This is a genomic window from Photobacterium sanguinicancri (assembly GCF_002265265.1).
GTDB lineage: Bacteria > Pseudomonadota > Gammaproteobacteria > Enterobacterales > Vibrionaceae > Photobacterium > Photobacterium sanguinicancri.
In genome coordinates this window covers 13825-31444 of record NZ_NOIF01000041.1, presented here as the reverse complement: position 1 = coordinate 31444, position 17620 = coordinate 13825, and the positions used below count along the sequence as shown (strand labels likewise).

Below are 17620 nucleotides of genomic sequence, written 5' to 3'. Positions count from 1 at the left end.
CATGATATTCGAATTGACTGTGCCAAAGCTTAAGTAAACTTAAGTTTTGTATTGGTCACTCAGTTCATTGATGCCAAGTTCATTCTTACTTAAAAGTAACAATGAACAGTTTTGACTATTCATTTCACGAGTGCCCACACAGATTGCATGGTCAAATTATTAAAGAACATACTGACTTCGTAGCGGGCTTAGCGCCTTGCTCCGTGTCAGTGAGGTCGTATTATAGGGAGTTCGATCGGTTTGGCAAGGCCCTTTTTCCAAAAAGAATCGATTTCCTTTTCAAGTGATTAAATAAGCACCAAACCGATAAAAAGGGCACCTAAAACTGTTTAAAAGTCGTGGTAAACCGAGCAACAGCGGCCCAATCTGTATATTCAACTTCTTTACTGGTATCCGTTTCACCGCCAGTTATACGCATAATGAGCTGAATCATAGTGCGATCGAACAAGTTATAGCGTGGGTAACGTAAGGCGCCAGCAAATACAGCTTGTAAGCTTGGGCACCAGGGTGACTTCAGTAAGAACTTTTTCATATACGCACTGGTTTCTGGTGTGTTCTTCCCTTCTTTACGCGCTGTTAGGTTTACACAGAAGAAAGCAACTTTGTATTGTTCTAAAGCTTGAAGGTTCTTTTCAATAAATTGGTATAGCTTCTTGCTTAAGTGGCCATATCGAACGGCCGCACCGATCAAAACACGGTCATACTTCTGCCATTCAATCTCAGGCAAACAATTGAGGTCTTGAAGCGTACATTCACAATCCTGACCCAATTCCCTCTTTATATAGTCAAGAATCTTAATCGTCTGACCATCCGTACTCGAGTGCAGTAATAAAACCTGTTCCACTTTGGCTCCTTAGTTTCGCCAGAATGTTGGTGTAAATAAGACTAATAATGTGAAAACCTCAAGGCGACCAAATAACATCGCAATGATCAGTATCCACTTAGCAGCTGAATTCACTTCTCCAAAATGTACTGCAACTTCGCCAAGTCCTGGACCTAAATTATTCAGCGTCGCAGCAACAGCTGAAAATGCCGTCAATTCATCAATACCCGTCGCAATCAATGCCAACATACACACCACAAACACCAGAGCGTATGCCGAGAAAAATCCCCACACAGCGTCAACCACACGTTGAGGCAATGCTTTATTACCCACTTTAATAGTGTAAACCGCACGTGGGTGTACCAAACGCTTAAGTTCACGCACCCCTTGTAAGAAGAGAAGCAACATTCGGATCACTTTCATGCCGCCGCCAGTCGAGCCAGCACAGCCGCCCACAAAAGAGGAAAACAGCAATAAGACAGGTAAGAAAAGTGGCCACTCAGAAAAACTGGTCGTGGTAAAACCTGCTGTTGTCGAAATAGAGACCGTCTGAAACAGCGCCTGATCAAACGCATCGTAATAAGAGTCGTACGAGTGATGCTTCAATAACATGCCAAAGCAAATCGCCAGCAAGATAAATTGGGCACCGAAGAAAGCACGAAATTCAGGATCGCGCCAATAAGTCCGTAAATTCACCCCGCCATTGGCAAAAGCAGCAAAGTGAAGTGAAAAATTACACGCCGATATCAACAGGAAAACAACGGTGATCATATTAATGGTTGGGCTATTAAAATACCCCATGCTGGCATCGTGGGTAGAGAAACCACCAATTGCGATGGTCGAGAAACTGTGTGAGACCGCATCAAAAGGCGTCATCCCCGCCATCCAGAAAGCGAATGCACAACTGACCGTTAATGCCAGATAGATATACCACAAGGTTTTAGCCGTTTCGGCAATCCGCGGCGTCATCTTTGAATCTTTAACAGGACCAGGAATTTCCGCACGGTATAGCTGCATGCCACCGATACCGAGCACTGGTAAAATCGCGACAGCTAATACGATGATCCCCATCCCACCAAACCACTGTAATAACTGGCGATAGAATAAAATCGCTTTCGGTAAATCATCCAATCCGACGATCACCGTCGCCCCCGTTGTAGTTAGGGCAGAAAACGATTCAAAAAAGGCATCTGTTACAGAGAGGTCTGGGGTTTTCGATAGCAAGAAAGGCACAGCTCCTGCGCTACCGATTACCGTCCAGAATAGGACAACAATCAAAAAGCCATCACGAGCTTTTAATTCATGGCGATGCCGACGGTTTGGTAACCATAAAACAGCGCCCCCCATTAATAGAAGGAAAAAAGTCACCACGAAAGGGAAACCGGCACCATCACGATAAAATAATGCCACCATCGCTGGCACTAGCATGGTAACACTGAATAAGGCGAGCAAAAGCCCGACGATTCTTATGATTGAACGAAACTGCATGAACTAGCTGGCTCTCATCCTAAACAATATGGTTATGCGTTTAACGCTCGACAGTTTTGGCAATCAAGGTGCCGCCACTACGATTGACTAAAGCCAAACAAAAAGCATCAACACAGCGACAATCAATCTCGGCCATCACATGCACATTCTCGGTGTAACTGGCGGTCAAGGTGCTACCTGAATGCTCAGCAAGCAATGTCTCCACCAGCGAAACTTGATTATAAGCACAGCAGATCTCAACCTCAGACATGATGACTTTCTCTTGTGTTTTCAGCAGCGTTAATGCTTGCTGAACGCCACCACCATAGGCTTTTACTAAACCACCGGTGCCTAATTTAATCCCACCCGAATACCGTGTCACCACTGCGGTTAGCTCACCGACACCAGACCCCGTTAGTTGAGCAAGTATGGGTTTACCCGCGGTACCGGAAGGTTCGCCATCATCGCTAAAACCCCATTTCATTGAATCTGACGGCCTGCCAGCAACAAAAGCCCAGCAATTATGACGGGCATCAGCATGCTGTGTTTTGATCTGCTGCACAAAGGCTTTGGCAGCTTCCACCTTAGGGGTGTGCGCAAGATAAGTAATAAAACGGCTTTTCTTGATTTCTTCTTCACACGAGGCACTCGCCGCGGGTATTAAATACGGTTCTGAAGCTGTCATTTAAAAACAATTAGGTCATGGTTTAGTAACCGAGCAGGATACCACAACCAAGACAATAACCCTTCCCATTCTGCGTATAACCACCAGCAAAATAGCGGCTTTACTGCTCACCCCTTAGATACGGCTTTTTAATCATCAACACGCAAGATTGGCTTTCTTTGCTCGATCCCCACTAAAAATAGCAACAATTTAACAACATGTTGCGACTTAACCATCTGCGCGACTCATGTAAAAACTCTTTCATATCAAGGTTCAAGATTCGCCTACACTATTTTGTATGTTTATTTCACACCTAAAAGTTAAACAATTGTTTTAAATAAGTGTTGTATTTGCTAAATATCGGGTTCACACTAAATTTGTCTGGTACAGGTCAAACCACTAAATCAAGCCAGCTTAGACTGGAATTCACGGAGATAGAACATGATTTACCAAGGTGAAACCCTATCCGTAGACTATCTGGAAGATGGTATTGCGGAGCTCAACCTCAACGCCCCTAGTAGTGTCAATAAATTTGATATCAAAACCCTTGAGTGCTTCAGCGAAGCGCTTAATGCCCTTTACCAACAAAACGACCTCAAAGGCCTGATTGTGACATCAGCCAAAGGTGCATTTGTGGTGGGTGCGGATATTACCGAATTTATGGGCTTATTCGCTAAGACAGAACAAGAACTGTCTCAATGGTTAACGCGTGCCAATGATATCTTTAATAAATTAGAAGACCTGCCCGTGCCAACACTTTCGGCTATTAATGGTCATGCACTCGGCGGCGGCTGTGAATGCGTGCTTGCAACGGATTTTCGCTTAGCCGATAGCACTGCACGCATAGGGTTACCTGAAACCAAGTTAGGGATCATGCCCGGCTTTGGTGGGACAGTACGCTTACCGCGTTTGATTGGTGCCGATTCGGCAATGGAAATCATCACCGCAGGTAAAGATAAAAAAGCACCAGATGCACTCAAACTAGGCCTAGTTGATGCGGTGGTTGCACCAGATGCATTGCGCGACAATGCGATAGCAATGGTCAAAGATGCCATTGCGGGTAAATTAAATTGGCAGCAACGCCGAGAACAAAAGAAATCCCCTCTTTTACTTAATCGCACCGAAGCCATGATGAGCTTTACTATGGCTAAAGCCATGGTGGCTCAAGTTGCAGGCAAACATTACCCCGCCCCAATGGCTGCGGTAATGACGATTGAAGAAGCGGCACGTATGTCGCGCGATGACGCCTTAGTTGTCGAAAACAAACACTTCGTTAAACTGGCAAAAACCGATGTTGCTCAGGCGCTAGTTGGATTATTCCTTAATGACCAATTTATTAAAGGTAATGCTAAACAAGCCGCCAAAGCGGGTAAGCCTACGACTAAAGGGGCGGTACTGGGCGCGGGCATCATGGGAGGCGGCATTGCTTATCAATCTGCCCTCAAAGGTGTGCCTGTATTAATGAAAGACATTGCGGAGCCATCGCTCGAACTGGGCATGAACGAAGCAACCAAGCTACTCAATAAACAGCTAGAACGCGGTCGTATCGACGGCTTTAAAATGGCTGGGATTATCTCCTCAATCACCCCAAGCCTAAGTTATGCCGGTATCGAACAAGCTGATGTGATCGTCGAAGCCGTGGTTGAGAATCCAAAAGTAAAAGCAGCAGTACTGGCAGAAGTTGAGCAGCATGTCTCTGCAGATACGGTGGTGACCTCCAATACCTCAACCATTCCAATCAACTTATTAGCAGAATCACTACAACGCCCTGAGAATTTCTGTGGCATGCACTTTTTCAACCCTGTGCACCGCATGCCTTTGGTTGAAATCATCCGTGGCAAAAAAACCTCAGACGACACCATCAACCGCGTTGTGGCTTACGCCGCCAAAATGGGTAAATCCCCTATCGTCGTTAACGACTGCCCCGGCTTCTTCGTCAACCGCGTACTCTTTCCTTACTTTGCTGGCTTTAGCATGTTATTACGCGACGGCGCAGACTTTGCGCAAGTCGATAAGGTGATGGAGAAACAATTCGGTTGGCCAATGGGCCCGGCTTACTTGCTTGATGTCGTCGGTATTGATACCGCGCATCATGCCCAAGCCGTGATGGCAGAAGGTTTCCCTGAGCGCATGAACAAAGATTACAAAGATGCGGTTGATGTGATGTTCGAAAGCGGCCGGTTTGGCCAGAAAAACGGGAAAGGCTTCTTTAGCTACTCTATCGACCGCAAAGGCAAGCCGAAGAAAGCACGTGATCCTCAAGTAGCTGAATTACTGTCGACTGTTTTGGGTACCGCGGCCGAATACAGTAGCGAAGAAATCATTGCACGCACCATGGTGCCAATGATCAACGAAGTCGTGCGTTGTTTAGAAGAAAACATTATTGCGACCCCTGCGGAAGCGGATATGGCGCTGGTATATGGCTTAGGCTTCCCACCTTTCCGTGGTGGTGTATTCCGCTACTTAGACACAATGGGATTAGCACAATACGTTGCAATGGCCGATGCGTATGCTCACCTTGGGGCAGTTTACCAAGTGCCAGCAGGCCTACGTGCAAAAGCGGAAAAAGGCGAAAGCTACTACGCTATCGACAACGCATCAGCACCATTTAACGCTTAAGGACGAGGGATAAACCATGAACAACGCTGTTATTGTAGATTGTATCCGTACCCCGATGGGACGTTCGAAAGCGGGTGCATTTAGGCATGTCCGTGCTGAAGATTTATCTGCACACTTAATGAAGGGCTTATTAAGCCGCAACCCACAAGTTGACCCCACTCAAATCGAAGATATTTACTGGGGTTGTGTCCAACAAACCCTAGAGCAAGGTTTTAATATTGGCCGTAACGCAGCCTTAATCGCAGGGATCCCACACACTGTAGGCGCAACCACCGTTAACCGCTTATGTGGTTCATCGATGCAAGCACTGCATGATGCAACCCGCGCGATCATGGTCGGCGATGCTGAAACCTGCATTATTGGGGGGGTTGAACACATGGGCCATGTACCGATGAACCATGGCGTGGATTTCCATCCAGGTATGTCCAAATCAGTCGCTAGAGCGGCAGGCATGATGGGACTAACGGCTGAAATGCTTGGTCATATGCACGGTATTAGCCGTGAGATGCAAGATGAGTTTGCTGCACGCTCGCACCGCTTGGCCTACGCCGCAACGGTTGAAGGGCGCTTCAAAAATGAAATCTTACCTATTGAAGGGCACGATGAAAACGGTGCGCTCAAACTGTTTGATTATGATGAAGTGATACGCCCAGAAACAACCGTTGAAGGGTTGGCTGGATTACGCCCAGTCTTTGATCCTGTCAATGGTACTGTCACAGCGGGTACCTCATCTGCACTATCCGATGGTGCATCGGCCATGCTAGTAATGAGCGAGGATCGTGCCAAAGCGCTCGGTTTAACAATTCGTGCTCGTGTGAAATCGATGGCGGTTGCTGGCTGCGATCCATCCATCATGGGTTACGGCCCTGTCCCTGCGACCCAAAAAGCGTTAAAGCGTGCAGGCCTCAATATCAGTGATATTGGAATGATCGAACTCAACGAAGCCTTCGCCGCTCAATCACTCCCATGTGCCAAAGATCTCGACTTGCTTGATAAAGTTGAAGAGAAAGTGAACCTCAATGGCGGTGCAATCGCGCTAGGTCATCCACTCGGCTGTTCAGGCTCACGGATCTCGACCACCTTGATTAATCTGATGGAACATCGCGATGTGCAATTTGGCCTCGCCACTATGTGTATTGGCTTAGGCCAAGGGATCGCGACTATCTTTGAGCGGGTTGAATAATCGATTCATCACCGATACTTTCACAGGCCCACTTCGGTGGGCTTTTCTTTATATAACAAAAACTCACCTACCATCCATGCATCACAATCATAGATAAAATGATAAAGTTTCATTTTATTCATAGTCACTTGCCAGCTACACTCTCTTCATCAAAACAGACTTACTTTTCCATTTACCGGAGTATTCCTATGTTTAAGGCACTTGTTCTCGATCAGGAAGATAAAAAAACCATCGCGGGTATTCGTCAATTAGAAACGGATCAACTACCCGAAGGTGATGTTCTGATCGATGTAGATTACTCATCGCTAAACTACAAAGATGGCCTAGCAATCACAGGTAAAGGAAGAATTGTTCGTCAATTCCCAATGGTTCCCGGTATTGATTTAGCGGGTAAAGTGGTTGAATCTACCGATGATCGCTACCAAGCTGGCGACAATGTGGTACTCACAGGCTGGGGTGTTGGTGAAGGTCACTGGGGTGGCATGGCAGAAAAAGCGCGTCTAAAAGCAGACTGGTTAGTACCACTGCCTAAAAAATTAGACGGCAAACAAGCCATGATGATCGGTACCGCAGGTCTAACCGCTATGTTGTGTGTACAGGCAATTGTTGATGCAGGCGTTAAACCAGAAGCGGGTGAGATCCTTGTTACTGGTGCAAGCGGTGGTGTTGGTTCAGTTGCCGTCACACTACTCGCTCAGTTGGGTTACCAAGTAGCAGCAGTCACAGGTCGTATCGAAGAAAATGGTGAGCTACTTAAACAGCTTGGTGCAAGCCGTATCATCGAACGTGGTGAATTTGAAGAACCAGCTCGTCCGCTTGAAAAACAAGTATGGGCTGGCGCTGTAGATACTGTTGGTAGCAAAGTATTAGCAAAAGTATTGGCACAAATGGACTACAACGGTGCGGTTGCGGCGTGTGGCCTCGCCGGTGGTTTTGATTTACCAACAACAGTGATGCCATTCATTCTGCGTAACGTACGCCTACAAGGTGTTGATTCCGTATCTTGCCCGTTTGAAAAGCGCCAGCAAGCTTGGCAACGTTTGGAAGAATTATTACCAGCAAGCTTCTACCAACAAGCCTGCCGTGAAGTTGCACTAGAAGAAGTACCTGAGTGTGCAGAGGCAATCACTCGTGGCCAAATCACGGGTCGCGTCGTTATTAAGCTATAAGTGGTTATCAAGCTATAGCAAGATAACTCAACAAAAAATGACTACCTTGGCCAGCAATATGCTGGCCTTTTTTATGGCCGTGTTTTTTGATCGCCACAATCACGGTGACATCATACTTAGGCTAACCCCATATCGTGAATGCGCTTTGCGATAAGCTTACCGCACTCTTCTTGGATCAGATTACGTAGCCAGATCTGCGAGGCAGAATGCTCACACCTAGGATGCCAAATCAATGAATAATCAAACGGCTCAAATTTAAAGGGTAACGGCTTCACCACTAAATCATGCCTTTCAGCCACCAAGTACGCCAAATCCGCAGGTACTGTGATCATCAGTGGCATTTTATCGACAATAGTCAGTGCGGCTTCCAAGTGATACGCCCGTAATACCATTTTACGCTCGGGATACCCTCTTAGTGCCTCATCAATTAATGCCTTCACGCCATCACTGATCGCGATCATCGCATGGGGGGATGTGAGGTAATCATCCAAGGTTAATACTTTATCTGCCAAAGGGTGATTACGTGACAATAAACAAAACACACTCACCAAACCTAAGCTGTCTTTGCACAAAGGTTCTACTGGCCCTGTCGGTCGACAGATCGCCATATCACAACCATCAGACGTGAGCTGAGTCAGCAAGTGATCATGTTGCAATGGGGAAAACTCTAACGAAATATTCGGCGCTTCTTCGTAAATGCGTGGCAAGGCAAACGGCAAAATGGTTTGCATCGCGTAGTCGGTCGTGGCTATCACAAAGTGCTGATCGCACAACGCAGGCTGAAAGTCATTCGGGGTGAGTAGGATACGTAATGCTTCAAGCGGATCGTTTAAAGCTTCACTCAATTCGAGCGCACGCTGCGTCGGCAGCAAGTGTTGCCCTTGGCGAGTAAAAAGCGGATCAGATAAAAGTTCACGTAAACGGCCAAGCACCCGACTCATTGCCGACTGACTTAAATTCAACCGTACTGCGGCCCGACTGACACTGCCTTCTTCCAGTAAGACCTTCAGTGCCACCAGCAGATTGAGATCGCGACGATAAACTTCTTCCAGCTCCATAAACTTCACCTTAACGTTAGACCGTTAAATTATGCAGCGTGAGATAAAAAAAATCCCGCTATATTAAGCGGGGAAGCCCAAGAAAACAGGGAGAGTGTATTCGTGAGATACGGTACCTAAACTTATTTCAATTCTTCTTCTTCAAGTTCAGAGGTATTCATAAGTTCAAACCACAAGCCAAGGGCTGCTGCAATCACACCGCCCAGTGCGAATAAGCTTGCGTCTGCGGGGCCGCGTAACACCAATGAACAAAAGGTGATAAAACACAACACGCTATAAATGGTGAGACGATCGAGGTGAGTCAACATAATGCCTCCTAATCCTTTAGAAAAACGTTAACGACTTGTTAATTAAGTTACACCCTTTGTTTTGTTTTGCCAACCCTTATTGATTAATTCTTATCCATCAGTATGATCAACAATTCGAAACTAAAGATGTGTGTATGATGACTGCTATTTTTGACAACCCAACTCACAGCTTGGAAGCACAGGGGCTTCGTTGCCCAGAACCAGTAATGATGGTACGCAAAACAGTAAGGAAGATGACTGAAGGCGAAACCCTATTAATCATTGCTGATGATCCCTCAACCACCCGTGATATTCCAAGCTTTTGTCGCTTTATGGATCACACCTTAGTGGCATCAGAAATCGACAACCTGCCTTACCGTTTTCTTATTCGCAAAGGCAGCGAAAAGTAAAAAGACAGCTCAATGAGCTGCCTTTTTGTTATCTCTCTTGCTGCTCATAGCTTTCGCGAACTAGATTACGGGCAGTCTCTACCTCATGCCGTAACTCTCGCAGTTCTTTTTTCATTGGAATGACATAGCGTAGCCGTACTAAAGCATCCACCGATAGGTACGTCGTAACAATCGCCCCGACTACCATAGGTAACCACATATCAGTTAACACCATACCGAGTACATTTAGCGCAAGTGCGATATGAAAAAGCCAGCACTGGCTCTTCGGCGAAATGGCGAGATAACGGATCATAACAACCTCCTATCTTGGCTCAACTTAAGCACTTCCAACTTAGCACAACTGATATAAACAACCAGATGCAAAGGTCACAGTTCATTGATTTTCCATTCAATAATCACAGTGACAGCAAGGGCATTAATTGACCAAATATACCACATCACTCTACAACATAAATTACGTGCCAGTGTTCCACGTGGAACACGATCCCCCAATCGACACCCTGCTCGTCGCCAGCTTATAAGCCAACCGCCGCCGCAATTGCCAGTCCTGCAAATAAGGTCGCGGTAATTTTACGGATCAAATCCAACGGCATTTTATCTGCAGAAAGTTTACCAATAAGCACCACTGGCACGTTCGCCAATAACATGCCCACGGTCGTCCCTATCACCACCAGCAATAAAGCATCATGGTATTTAGCCCCCAACATAGTAGTTGCGACTTGAGTTTTGTCGCCAATTTCCGCAATAAAGAAGGCAATAAAACTGGCAACAAAAGGCCCTCGGTTTGAGATTTTCTCATCGTCATCAAGCTTATCTGGAATAAGAATCCAACCTGCCATTGCAACGAAGCTAATCACAAGTACCCATTTGAGTACCTCTGGTGTTAGGTAGTCTGCAACCACAACACCAAGCCAAGCAGCTAAGGCGTGATTGGCAATCGTGGCTAAAAAAATCGCTAAAATGATAGGAAGAGGTTTGCGATAACGGCTTGCCAGCAGCAATGATAACAATTGGGTTTTATCACCAATTTCGGCTAAGGCAACGGTAGTAATAGAAACAGCGAGAACACTCACGACAGATACTCTTGGGGGCGAGGATAATAATTAGAACCATAGGCAAACAGACATGCCCCACCCCGGTTCATGTTGGTTTACCAATGGTCTCGCCAAACTCACTAGTAGGATTAGTGTGAGTCATAATCGCCATGAAGATTTTGCTTCAATTATGTTGACGATTATCTCGATAGATCGAGAGGCTACTCCCCAAAGGAGCCGCAATAATAGCGAGTGTCATTACGGGAAACAAGCGCAAAAGTGTAAATGCTTACGAACAAAAAAAGGCTAGCACTTAGTGCTAGCCTTGCATTTAACCACTTATATTCGTGGTATTAACGCCAATAGCAAGATTAAGATATTGGACTCAATACAATCTCGACACGACGGTTTTGTGCGCGACCTTGCTCGGAATTGTTTGACGCAATCGGATGCGCTTCACCCATACCTTTAGTCATAACACGGTTTACACCCACACCTTGACGAATAAGGTGGTTACTCACTTCACTCGCACGTACTTGCGATAAACGCAGATTATATTGTGCCGTGCCTTTACTGTCGGTAAAACCGTAAACGTTCAACGCTGTTTTGTCATATTCTTTCGCCACTAAAGCTACATTGCTTAAAGCGGTTTTTGCACGACTGCTTAAATCAGATTGATCAAAACCAAACGTAATTTCATTCGGCATATTCAAAATAATATCGTTACCATTACGGGTCACGCTAATGCCTGAAGCTTCAAGTTGCTGACGTAGCTTAGTCTCTTGCACATCCATGTAGTAACCAATACCACCACCTAATGCAGCACCAGATGCAGCACCAATTAACGCCCCTTTACCACGGTCTTTTTTACTTGAAGACGCAACACCGATTGCCGCTCCCGCCATCGCACCAATCAAAGCTCCACTCGTTGCTTTCGCTGTTTGATCTTCACGGGTATATGGATTAACAGTCGAACACCCGCTAACCATCATAGTCACACCTAAAGCCACTACAACACTGCGTAGCCATTTACTTGCTTTACCACCTGCTTGTACATTCATTGCGTCTACACTCGTTTGTCTTTAGTACGCTCTTAGCATCCATTATGCCGGCGCTTTAATTTCGCCGAATTGTAATGAGCTCAATCATAAAAATCATCAAGGGAATGTCAAAAAAGCACATACAGAGCAATAATCTGCACTCACCACTAATTTCTCATAGCAATTTAGACCAGGATGGATAAAAAACATGCACTAGCTCTACTCGCACCTTAGCTGGCAAGGTATACTGGTTTGTTATGACATTTTCTTTTAATCCACTAATCTCGCGAAGCTGACAATGCAGAAATTCGATATTAAAACCTTTCAGGGCATGATCCTCGCGCTGCAGGATTACTGGGGCCAGCAGGGTTGTACCATTGTACAACCACTAGACATGGAAGTAGGTGCAGGTACCTCTCACCCAATGACATGTTTACGTGCTCTAGGTCCAGAGCCTATTGCAGCAGCGTACGTACAACCATCTCGCCGTCCTACCGATGGCCGCTATGGTGAGAATCCAAACCGTCTTCAGCACTACTACCAGTTCCAGGTGATCATTAAACCATCACCCGACAACATCCAAGAACTGTACCTAGGTTCACTAGAAGCGCTAGGCGTCGATACGCAAGTACACGATATCCGTTTTGTAGAAGACAACTGGGAAAACCCAACATTGGGTGCCTGGGGTCTTGGCTGGGAAGTATGGCTTAACGGCATGGAAGTGACTCAGTTCACTTACTTCCAGCAGGTTGGTGGCCTTGAGTGTAACCCTGTAACAGGCGAAATCACTTACGGTATTGAGCGTCTAGCCATGTACATCCAAGGTGTAGACTCTGTTTACGATCTTGTATGGACTGATGGCCCGCTAGGTAAAGTAACCTACGGTGACATCTTCCACCAAAATGAAGTTGAGCAATCAACTTACAACTTCGAACACGCCGACGTTGATTTCCTATTCACCTTCTTCGACCAGTGCGAAAAAGAGTGTCAGGAACTACTAGCACTAGAGACACCACTGTCACTACCTGCTTACGAGCGTATTCTTAAAGCAGGTCATGCATTCAACTTACTTGATGCACGTAAAGCTATCTCGGTTACTGAACGTCAACGCTACATCCTGCGTATCCGTAACTTAACGAAGCAAGTGGCAGAAGCTTATTATGCTTCTCGTGAAGCACTTGGCTTCCCTATGTGCAAAAAAGACAAGTAAGGATAAAGCATGGCTGAACACAATTTCCTTATTGAGCTAGGTACTGAAGAGCTACCACCAAAAGCACTTCGTACTTTGGCTGAAGCGTTCGCTGCAAATTTTGAAGCAGAGCTAAAAGCTGCGTCACTGCCACACCAAGGTGTGAAATGGTTTGCTGCACCGCGTCGTCTTGCTCTTAAGGTTTCTGCGCTGGCTGAAGGCCAACCAGATAAAGTAGTGGAGAAACGTGGTCCTGCTGTTTCAGTTGCATTTGATGCAGAGGGTAACGCAACCAAAGCCGCTCAAGGCTGGGCGCGTGGTAATGGTATTACCGTTGAGCAAGCTGACCGTCTAGTTACAGACAAAGGCGAGTGGCTGCTGTTTAAACAAGAAGTAAAAGGCAAATCGGCAGATGCGCTTCTTTGTGAAATGGCAGCTAACGCACTAGCGAAGCTACCTATTCCTAAGCCAATGCGCTGGGGCGATAAAGAAACACAATTTATCCGCCCAGTTAAAACGCTAACCATGCTGCTTGGCGACACGCTAATCCCTGGCACTATTCTTGGTGTTGAATCGGCACGTACTATTCGTGGTCACCGTTTCATGGGTGAAGCTGAATTTACGATTGATCATGCTGACCAATACCCTGCGATTCTTGAAGAACGCGGTAAAGTAATGGTTGATTACGAAGCACGTAAAGCGATCATTCTTGCTGATGCTAAAAAAGCAGCTGATGCAGTTGGTGGTACCGCCGATCTTGAAGATGAGCTGGTTGAAGAAGTAACCTCACTGGTTGAATGGCCAGTTGTGCTTACCGCTTCTTTTGAAGAAGACTTCCTGAACGTACCGTCTGAAGCATTGGTTTACACCATGAAAGGCGATCAGAAGTACTTCCCGGTATACGATGCTGAAGGCAACCTAGTACCGAAGTTCATCTTTGTATCGAACATCATTTCAAAAGACCCTCGTCAAATTATCGAAGGTAACGAGAAAGTTGTTCGCCCTCGCCTTGCTGATGCTGAGTTCTTCTTCAACACCGACCGCAAGCGCCCGCTTGTCGATCGCTTGCCTGAACTAGAAAACGCTATCTTCCAAAAGCAACTGGGTACGATCAAAGATAAAACCGATCGTATTACTGAGCTTGCTGGTTACATTGCAGAAAAAATTGACGCAGATGTGACCAACGCGAAGCGTGCTGGCCTATTGGCTAAGTGTGACCTAATGACATCGATGGTATTCGAATTTACCGATACCCAAGGTGTAATGGGCATGCACTACGCACGTCACGATGGTGAAGCTGAAGATGTTGCACTAGCACTGAACGAGCAATACATGCCTCGCTTTGCTGGCGATGAACTGCCAAGTACGGGTGTTTCAGCAGCCGTTGCTATGGCTGACAAGATCGATACGCTTGTAGGTATCTTTGGTATTGGCCAAGCACCGAAAGGTTCTGACCCATTTGCACTTCGTCGTGCTGCCCTAGGTGTACTGCGTATTATCGTTGAGAAAGGCTACAACCTAGACTTGGCTGACCTGATCGCAAAAGCGAAATCGCTCTTTGCTAACGAAGATGGTTCAAGCAAGCTAACCAACGACAACGTAGAAGCAGAAGTGATCGACTTCATGCTAGGCCGTTTCCGTGCATGGTACCAAGATGAAGGTCACAGCGTAGACGTGATTCAAGCAGTACTGGCACTGCGTCCAACGCAACCTGCAGACTTCGACAAACGCGTTAAAGCCGTAAGTCACTTCCGCTCACTAGATGCAGCTGAATCACTGGCGGCCGCAAACAAGCGTGTTGGTAATATTCTGGCAAAATTCGACGGTGAGCTAGCAGCAAACGTTGATAGCAGCCTATTAGTGGAAGATGCAGAGAAAGCACTTGCAGCTGACATTGCTGCGATGCTTGAAAAGCTAGTCCCTGTATTTGCCCAAGGCGATTACCAGCAAGCGCTTTCTGATCTAGCAACACTGCGTGAAGCTGTTGATGCATTCTTCGATAACGTAATGGTTATGGCTGATGACGAGAAACTAAAAGTGAACCGTCTGACAATGCTAAGCCAGCTGCGTAACGAATTCTTTAAAGTTGCGGATATTTCGCTACTACAAAAGTAAGTTAATGCACGACGAATTGAAGCCCTACTAACCACTGTTAGTGGGGCTTTTTTTATTGTACTGCACTTTTGCTGCTAGCCGCCGTATTCTGGCGATTGGTATCTTGTCGCCTTTACAGTGACACTCTCCAATTTCATCATCCTCTATTTCGTATTCATTCTTTACTGCACTCTCTTCCGCCGTTTCACGTGGAACACGCTCGTGCACTTTGGCTACACTTGTTACAGCTAAAGCTCACTGCGCTTACCATTTAACTGAAATGAAAAACTGGCTTTTCCTTCATGATGGGATCAGGTATGTTGACAGTTGAGCATAAGTTATACAGCTATGTAATAACGATAAATCTAAGAGCAACATGCTGAGGTCGGAAGTAAAGATGGAGTTTTCAAAGTTCGGAGATAAGTTTGGCCGTTATTCGGGTATCACCCAATTAATGGAAGACCTAAACGATGGATTACGTAATCCCGATGCCGTAATGCTAGGCGGGGGTAATCCAGCCCAAATCCCAGAGATGGTTGAATACTTCAATCAACTCACCCAAACAATGGCTGCTAGTGGCGAACTCACCGCGGCGATGACCAACTATGATGGTCCACAAGGTAAAAACACCTTCATTAACGCACTCGCCAATTTAATGAAAACAACCTATGGCTGGGACATTAAGCCAAGTAATATCAGCCTTACCAACGGTAGTCAAAGTGCTTTCTTTAACCTATTCAATCTACTGGCGGGTGAGTTTGATGGAACGAAAAAGAAAATCTTATTACCACTGGCACCTGAATATATTGGCTATGGTGACTCAGGATTAAGCGAAGATATGTTCATTTCGTACAAGCCTGAAATCACCCTATTGAATAACGGACAGTTCAAATACCACGTTGATTTTGACCATTTGGTCGTTGATGACAGCATAGGGGCTATTTGTGCTTCACGCCCGACTAACCCAACTGGAAATGTGCTGACAGATGAAGAAATTCACCATCTCGATAAATTAGCTCGCCAGCACGACATTCCATTGATCATCGATAATGCCTACGGCATGCCATTCCCCGATATCATCTTTGCTGATGTCACCCCTTTCTGGAACAGCAACACCATTTTATGTATGAGCTTATCCAAGCTCGGGTTACCCGGATTACGCTGTGGCATTGTGATTGCGAGTGAAGAGATCACAACAGCCTTAGCCAACATGAATGGCGTATTGAGCTTAGCACCAGGTAGCGTTGGCCCCGCCATTGCCCATAAAATGATAGAGCAAGATGATTTACTCACGTTAAGTGAGCAAGTGATAAAACCCTTCTACTTACGTAAATCTCAGCAAGCGGTCGAGTTACTACAAGCTGCCATTCCCGATCCTCGCTTTCGGATCCATAAGCCCGAAGGTGCGATGTTCTTATGGTTATGGTTTAAAGATTTACCTATCACCACGATGGAACTCTACCGCCGCTTAAAAGCACGCGGGGTACTGATCGTGCCTGGTGAATATTTCTTTATTGGCTTACAAGGTGATTGGCAACACGGCCATGAATGTCTACGAATGAATTACGTACAGAGTGATGAGGACATGAAAAAAGGCATTACCGTTATTGCAGAGGAAATAGCGAAGGCGTATCAAAGCTGATTCATCTCGTTAGAAAACTCACTCCTTTTATTTATTAAGCAGCCTATGGCTGCTTTTTTATGGCAACAATAACGGTAGGCTGTAACTCGGCAATGCCTATCAAAACTAAAAAATGAGATGGCGTTCTTCACGTGAAACATGGACTCACTCTAAATCCTTTTTTATCTGCTAAATAGCAGCCAATAAAAAAGGTCAGCTTTCGCTGACCTTCACTGCTCTTCTCAATCGCTATTATGGCGAGAGTGGCTTATTCGCTTTCGAGTAAGCGGTTACCGTTAATCGCAATTTTTCGGGGTTTTTGCTCTTCTGGAACTTCGCGTTCCAATTCAACATGCAATAAACCATTTTCCATCTGGGCACCAACCACTTTCACGTAGTCAGCCAATTGGAATTTGCGTTCAAAATCACGCTCAGCAATACCTTGGTATAAGTACTCACGCTCAGTTTTCGCATCTTCACGTGTACCACGAACAATCAAAATAGTCTGTTGTTGGGTAATATCAAGTTGCTCTTCAGCAAAACCTGCCACTGCCATAGTAATGCGGTAATGGTTTTCATCTTGCTGTTCGATATTGTACGGAGGGTAACCGGTATTGTTGTTGCTACTGAAGTTCTTTTCCATCTGGTTAAACAGACGATCAAAACCAATAGCTGAACGGTAAAGAGGAGTGAAATCTACGTTGCGCATAATACTATCCTTCTAAGAAGCAATAAGTTAATCAAAGTATGAAGTGGCTTTCCTCTATAGGACAAACCTGTCGCTCGACCCAGTCTCTGGCGTCTTGCTCTTCACTAATAGATATAGGGATTCGCTCTGTTTTTTCCAAGGGCTAAAGCGTAAAAAATTTCAAAAAAAACTTAATTTAGCCTAACCCATTCAAATAAAAAGCAAAAAAAACGTCGCACTTGGCGACGTTTTTATAGCTATTCCGTGTGTTTAA

16 protein-coding genes and 1 riboswitch are annotated in these 17620 nt (G+C 45.7%); of the genes, 7 read left to right on the top strand and 9 right to left on the bottom strand.

From position 1 onward, the window contains the following. Positions 1 to 319: 319 nt before the first annotated feature. From hemG to ASV53_RS08870, 3 genes are read right to left on the bottom strand one after another with little or no spacing between them, the layout of a single operon-like run. Complete coding sequence (gene hemG / locus ASV53_RS08880; RefSeq protein ID WP_094956829.1) at positions 320 to 844, bottom strand: menaquinone-dependent protoporphyrinogen IX dehydrogenase; 525 nt, start codon at positions 842 to 844, stop codon at positions 320 to 322. A 9-nt stretch (positions 845 to 853) separates the two neighbouring features. Beyond that, positions 854 to 2311 (bottom strand): TrkH family potassium uptake protein, encoded by a 1458-nt coding sequence (locus ASV53_RS08875; RefSeq protein WP_062690405.1) that lies wholly within the window; start codon positions 2309 to 2311, stop codon positions 854 to 856. Between the two features lie 40 nt (positions 2312 to 2351). Continuing rightward, positions 2352 to 2975: a YigZ family protein gene (locus ASV53_RS08870; protein ID WP_094956828.1), complete on the bottom strand. Its 624-nt coding sequence runs from the start codon at positions 2973 to 2975 to the stop codon at positions 2352 to 2354. Positions 2976 to 3395: 420 nt separating this feature from the next. Between ASV53_RS08870 and fadB the strand changes: the two genes are divergently transcribed. The 3 genes from fadB to acuI all read left to right on the top strand — a co-directional run bounded on the left by fadB (position 3396) and on the right by acuI (position 7925). After that, a complete protein-coding gene (fadB, locus tag ASV53_RS08865) occupies positions 3396 to 5573 on the top strand; it encodes a fatty acid oxidation complex subunit alpha FadB (RefSeq protein WP_094956827.1) in 2178 nt (725 codons plus the stop codon). 16 nt (positions 5574 to 5589) lie between these two features. Further along, positions 5590 to 6756 carry an acetyl-CoA C-acyltransferase FadA gene (fadA, locus tag ASV53_RS08860; protein WP_094956826.1) on the top strand — a complete coding sequence of 389 codons (1167 nt, stop codon included), beginning with the start codon at positions 5590 to 5592 and terminating at the stop codon, positions 6754 to 6756. A gap of 188 nt (positions 6757 to 6944) precedes the next feature. After that, a complete protein-coding gene (gene acuI, locus ASV53_RS08855) occupies positions 6945 to 7925 on the top strand; it encodes an acrylyl-CoA reductase (NADPH) (RefSeq protein ID WP_062690407.1) in 981 nt (326 codons plus the stop codon). Positions 7926 to 8041: 116 nt separating this feature from the next. Here the strand turns inward: acuI and ASV53_RS08850 are convergent, their stop codons facing one another. Continuing rightward, the gene (locus ASV53_RS08850) at positions 8042 to 8983 is read right to left on the bottom strand and encodes a LysR family transcriptional regulator (protein ID WP_094956825.1); all 942 of its coding nucleotides are present in this window, start codon (positions 8981 to 8983) and stop codon (positions 8042 to 8044) included. 122 nt (positions 8984 to 9105) lie between these two features. Further along, positions 9106 to 9291, bottom strand: coding sequence for a hypothetical protein (locus ASV53_RS08845; protein ID WP_048900060.1), 186 nt, complete (start codon positions 9289 to 9291; stop codon positions 9106 to 9108). A 137-nt stretch (positions 9292 to 9428) separates the two neighbouring features. Here ASV53_RS08845 and tusA point away from each other — a divergent pair, with 137 nt between their 5' ends. Then, complete coding sequence (tusA, locus tag ASV53_RS08840) at positions 9429 to 9680, top strand: sulfurtransferase TusA (RefSeq protein WP_048900114.1); 252 nt, start codon at positions 9429 to 9431, stop codon at positions 9678 to 9680. A 28-nt stretch (positions 9681 to 9708) separates the two neighbouring features. On the opposite strand, the gene ASV53_RS08835 is transcribed toward tusA, so the two are convergent. From ASV53_RS08835 to ASV53_RS08825, 3 genes are all read right to left on the bottom strand, one after another. Continuing rightward, positions 9709 to 9972: a hypothetical protein gene (locus tag ASV53_RS08835; RefSeq protein WP_062690408.1), complete on the bottom strand. Its 264-nt coding sequence runs from the start codon at positions 9970 to 9972 to the stop codon at positions 9709 to 9711. Positions 9973 to 10195: 223 nt separating this feature from the next. Beyond that, the gene (locus tag ASV53_RS08830; RefSeq protein WP_094956824.1) at positions 10196 to 10753 is read right to left on the bottom strand and encodes a TMEM165/GDT1 family protein; all 558 of its coding nucleotides are present in this window, start codon (positions 10751 to 10753) and stop codon (positions 10196 to 10198) included. A gap of 94 nt (positions 10754 to 10847) precedes the next feature. Beyond that, positions 10848 to 10949, bottom strand: a riboswitch (yybP-ykoY riboswitch). Positions 10950 to 11085: 136 nt separating this feature from the next. Further along, the gene (locus ASV53_RS08825) at positions 11086 to 11775 is read right to left on the bottom strand and encodes a YiaD family glycine zipper/OmpA-like lipoprotein (RefSeq protein ID WP_189337850.1); all 690 of its coding nucleotides are present in this window, start codon (positions 11773 to 11775) and stop codon (positions 11086 to 11088) included. Between the two features lie 277 nt (positions 11776 to 12052). Between ASV53_RS08825 and glyQ the strand changes: the two genes are divergently transcribed. The 3 genes from glyQ to ASV53_RS08805 all read left to right on the top strand — a co-directional run bounded on the left by glyQ (position 12053) and on the right by ASV53_RS08805 (position 16679). Further along, positions 12053 to 12964, top strand: a complete 912-nt coding sequence (glyQ, locus tag ASV53_RS08820) for a glycine--tRNA ligase subunit alpha (protein WP_094956823.1) — start codon at positions 12053 to 12055, stop codon at positions 12962 to 12964. A gap of 9 nt (positions 12965 to 12973) precedes the next feature. After that, positions 12974 to 15058, top strand: coding sequence for a glycine--tRNA ligase subunit beta (gene glyS, locus ASV53_RS08815; RefSeq protein ID WP_094956822.1), 2085 nt, complete (start codon positions 12974 to 12976; stop codon positions 15056 to 15058). A 376-nt stretch (positions 15059 to 15434) separates the two neighbouring features. Further along, complete coding sequence (locus ASV53_RS08805) at positions 15435 to 16679, top strand: valine--pyruvate transaminase (protein ID WP_094956820.1); 1245 nt, start codon at positions 15435 to 15437, stop codon at positions 16677 to 16679. Between the two features lie 247 nt (positions 16680 to 16926). Here the strand turns inward: ASV53_RS08805 and ibpA are convergent, their stop codons facing one another. After that, positions 16927 to 17367, bottom strand: coding sequence for a small heat shock chaperone IbpA (ibpA, locus tag ASV53_RS08800; protein WP_062690412.1), 441 nt, complete (start codon positions 17365 to 17367; stop codon positions 16927 to 16929). Positions 17368 to 17620 lie beyond the last annotated feature (253 nt).

Bases quoted from the DNA above. Each gene is read 5' to 3' on its own strand.
- ASV53_RS08875 (WP_062690405.1), bottom strand. From the start codon at position 2,311: ATGCAGTTTCGTTCAATCATAAGAATCGTCGGGCTTTTGCTCGCCTTA.
- ASV53_RS08870 (WP_094956828.1), bottom strand. From the start codon at position 2,975: ATGACAGCTTCAGAACCGTATTTAATACCCGCGGCGAGTGCCTCGTGT.
- fadB (WP_094956827.1), top strand. From the start codon at position 3,396: ATGATTTACCAAGGTGAAACCCTATCCGTAGACTATCTGGAAGATGGT.
- fadA (WP_094956826.1), top strand. From the start codon at position 5,590: ATGAACAACGCTGTTATTGTAGATTGTATCCGTACCCCGATGGGACGT.
- acuI (WP_062690407.1), top strand. From the start codon at position 6,945: ATGTTTAAGGCACTTGTTCTCGATCAGGAAGATAAAAAAACCATCGCG.
- ASV53_RS08850 (WP_094956825.1), bottom strand. From the start codon at position 8,983: ATGGAGCTGGAAGAAGTTTATCGTCGCGATCTCAATCTGCTGGTGGCA.
- ASV53_RS08845 (WP_048900060.1), bottom strand. From the start codon at position 9,291: ATGTTGACTCACCTCGATCGTCTCACCATTTATAGCGTGTTGTGTTTT.
- tusA (WP_048900114.1), top strand. From the start codon at position 9,429: ATGACTGCTATTTTTGACAACCCAACTCACAGCTTGGAAGCACAGGGG.
- ASV53_RS08835 (WP_062690408.1), bottom strand. From the start codon at position 9,972: ATGATCCGTTATCTCGCCATTTCGCCGAAGAGCCAGTGCTGGCTTTTT.
- ASV53_RS08825 (WP_189337850.1), bottom strand. From the start codon at position 11,775: ATGAATGTACAAGCAGGTGGTAAAGCAAGTAAATGGCTACGCAGTGTT.
- glyQ (WP_094956823.1), top strand. From the start codon at position 12,053: ATGCAGAAATTCGATATTAAAACCTTTCAGGGCATGATCCTCGCGCTG.
- glyS (WP_094956822.1), top strand. From the start codon at position 12,974: ATGGCTGAACACAATTTCCTTATTGAGCTAGGTACTGAAGAGCTACCA.
- ASV53_RS08805 (WP_094956820.1), top strand. From the start codon at position 15,435: ATGGAGTTTTCAAAGTTCGGAGATAAGTTTGGCCGTTATTCGGGTATC.
- ibpA (WP_062690412.1), bottom strand. From the start codon at position 17,367: ATGCGCAACGTAGATTTCACTCCTCTTTACCGTTCAGCTATTGGTTTT.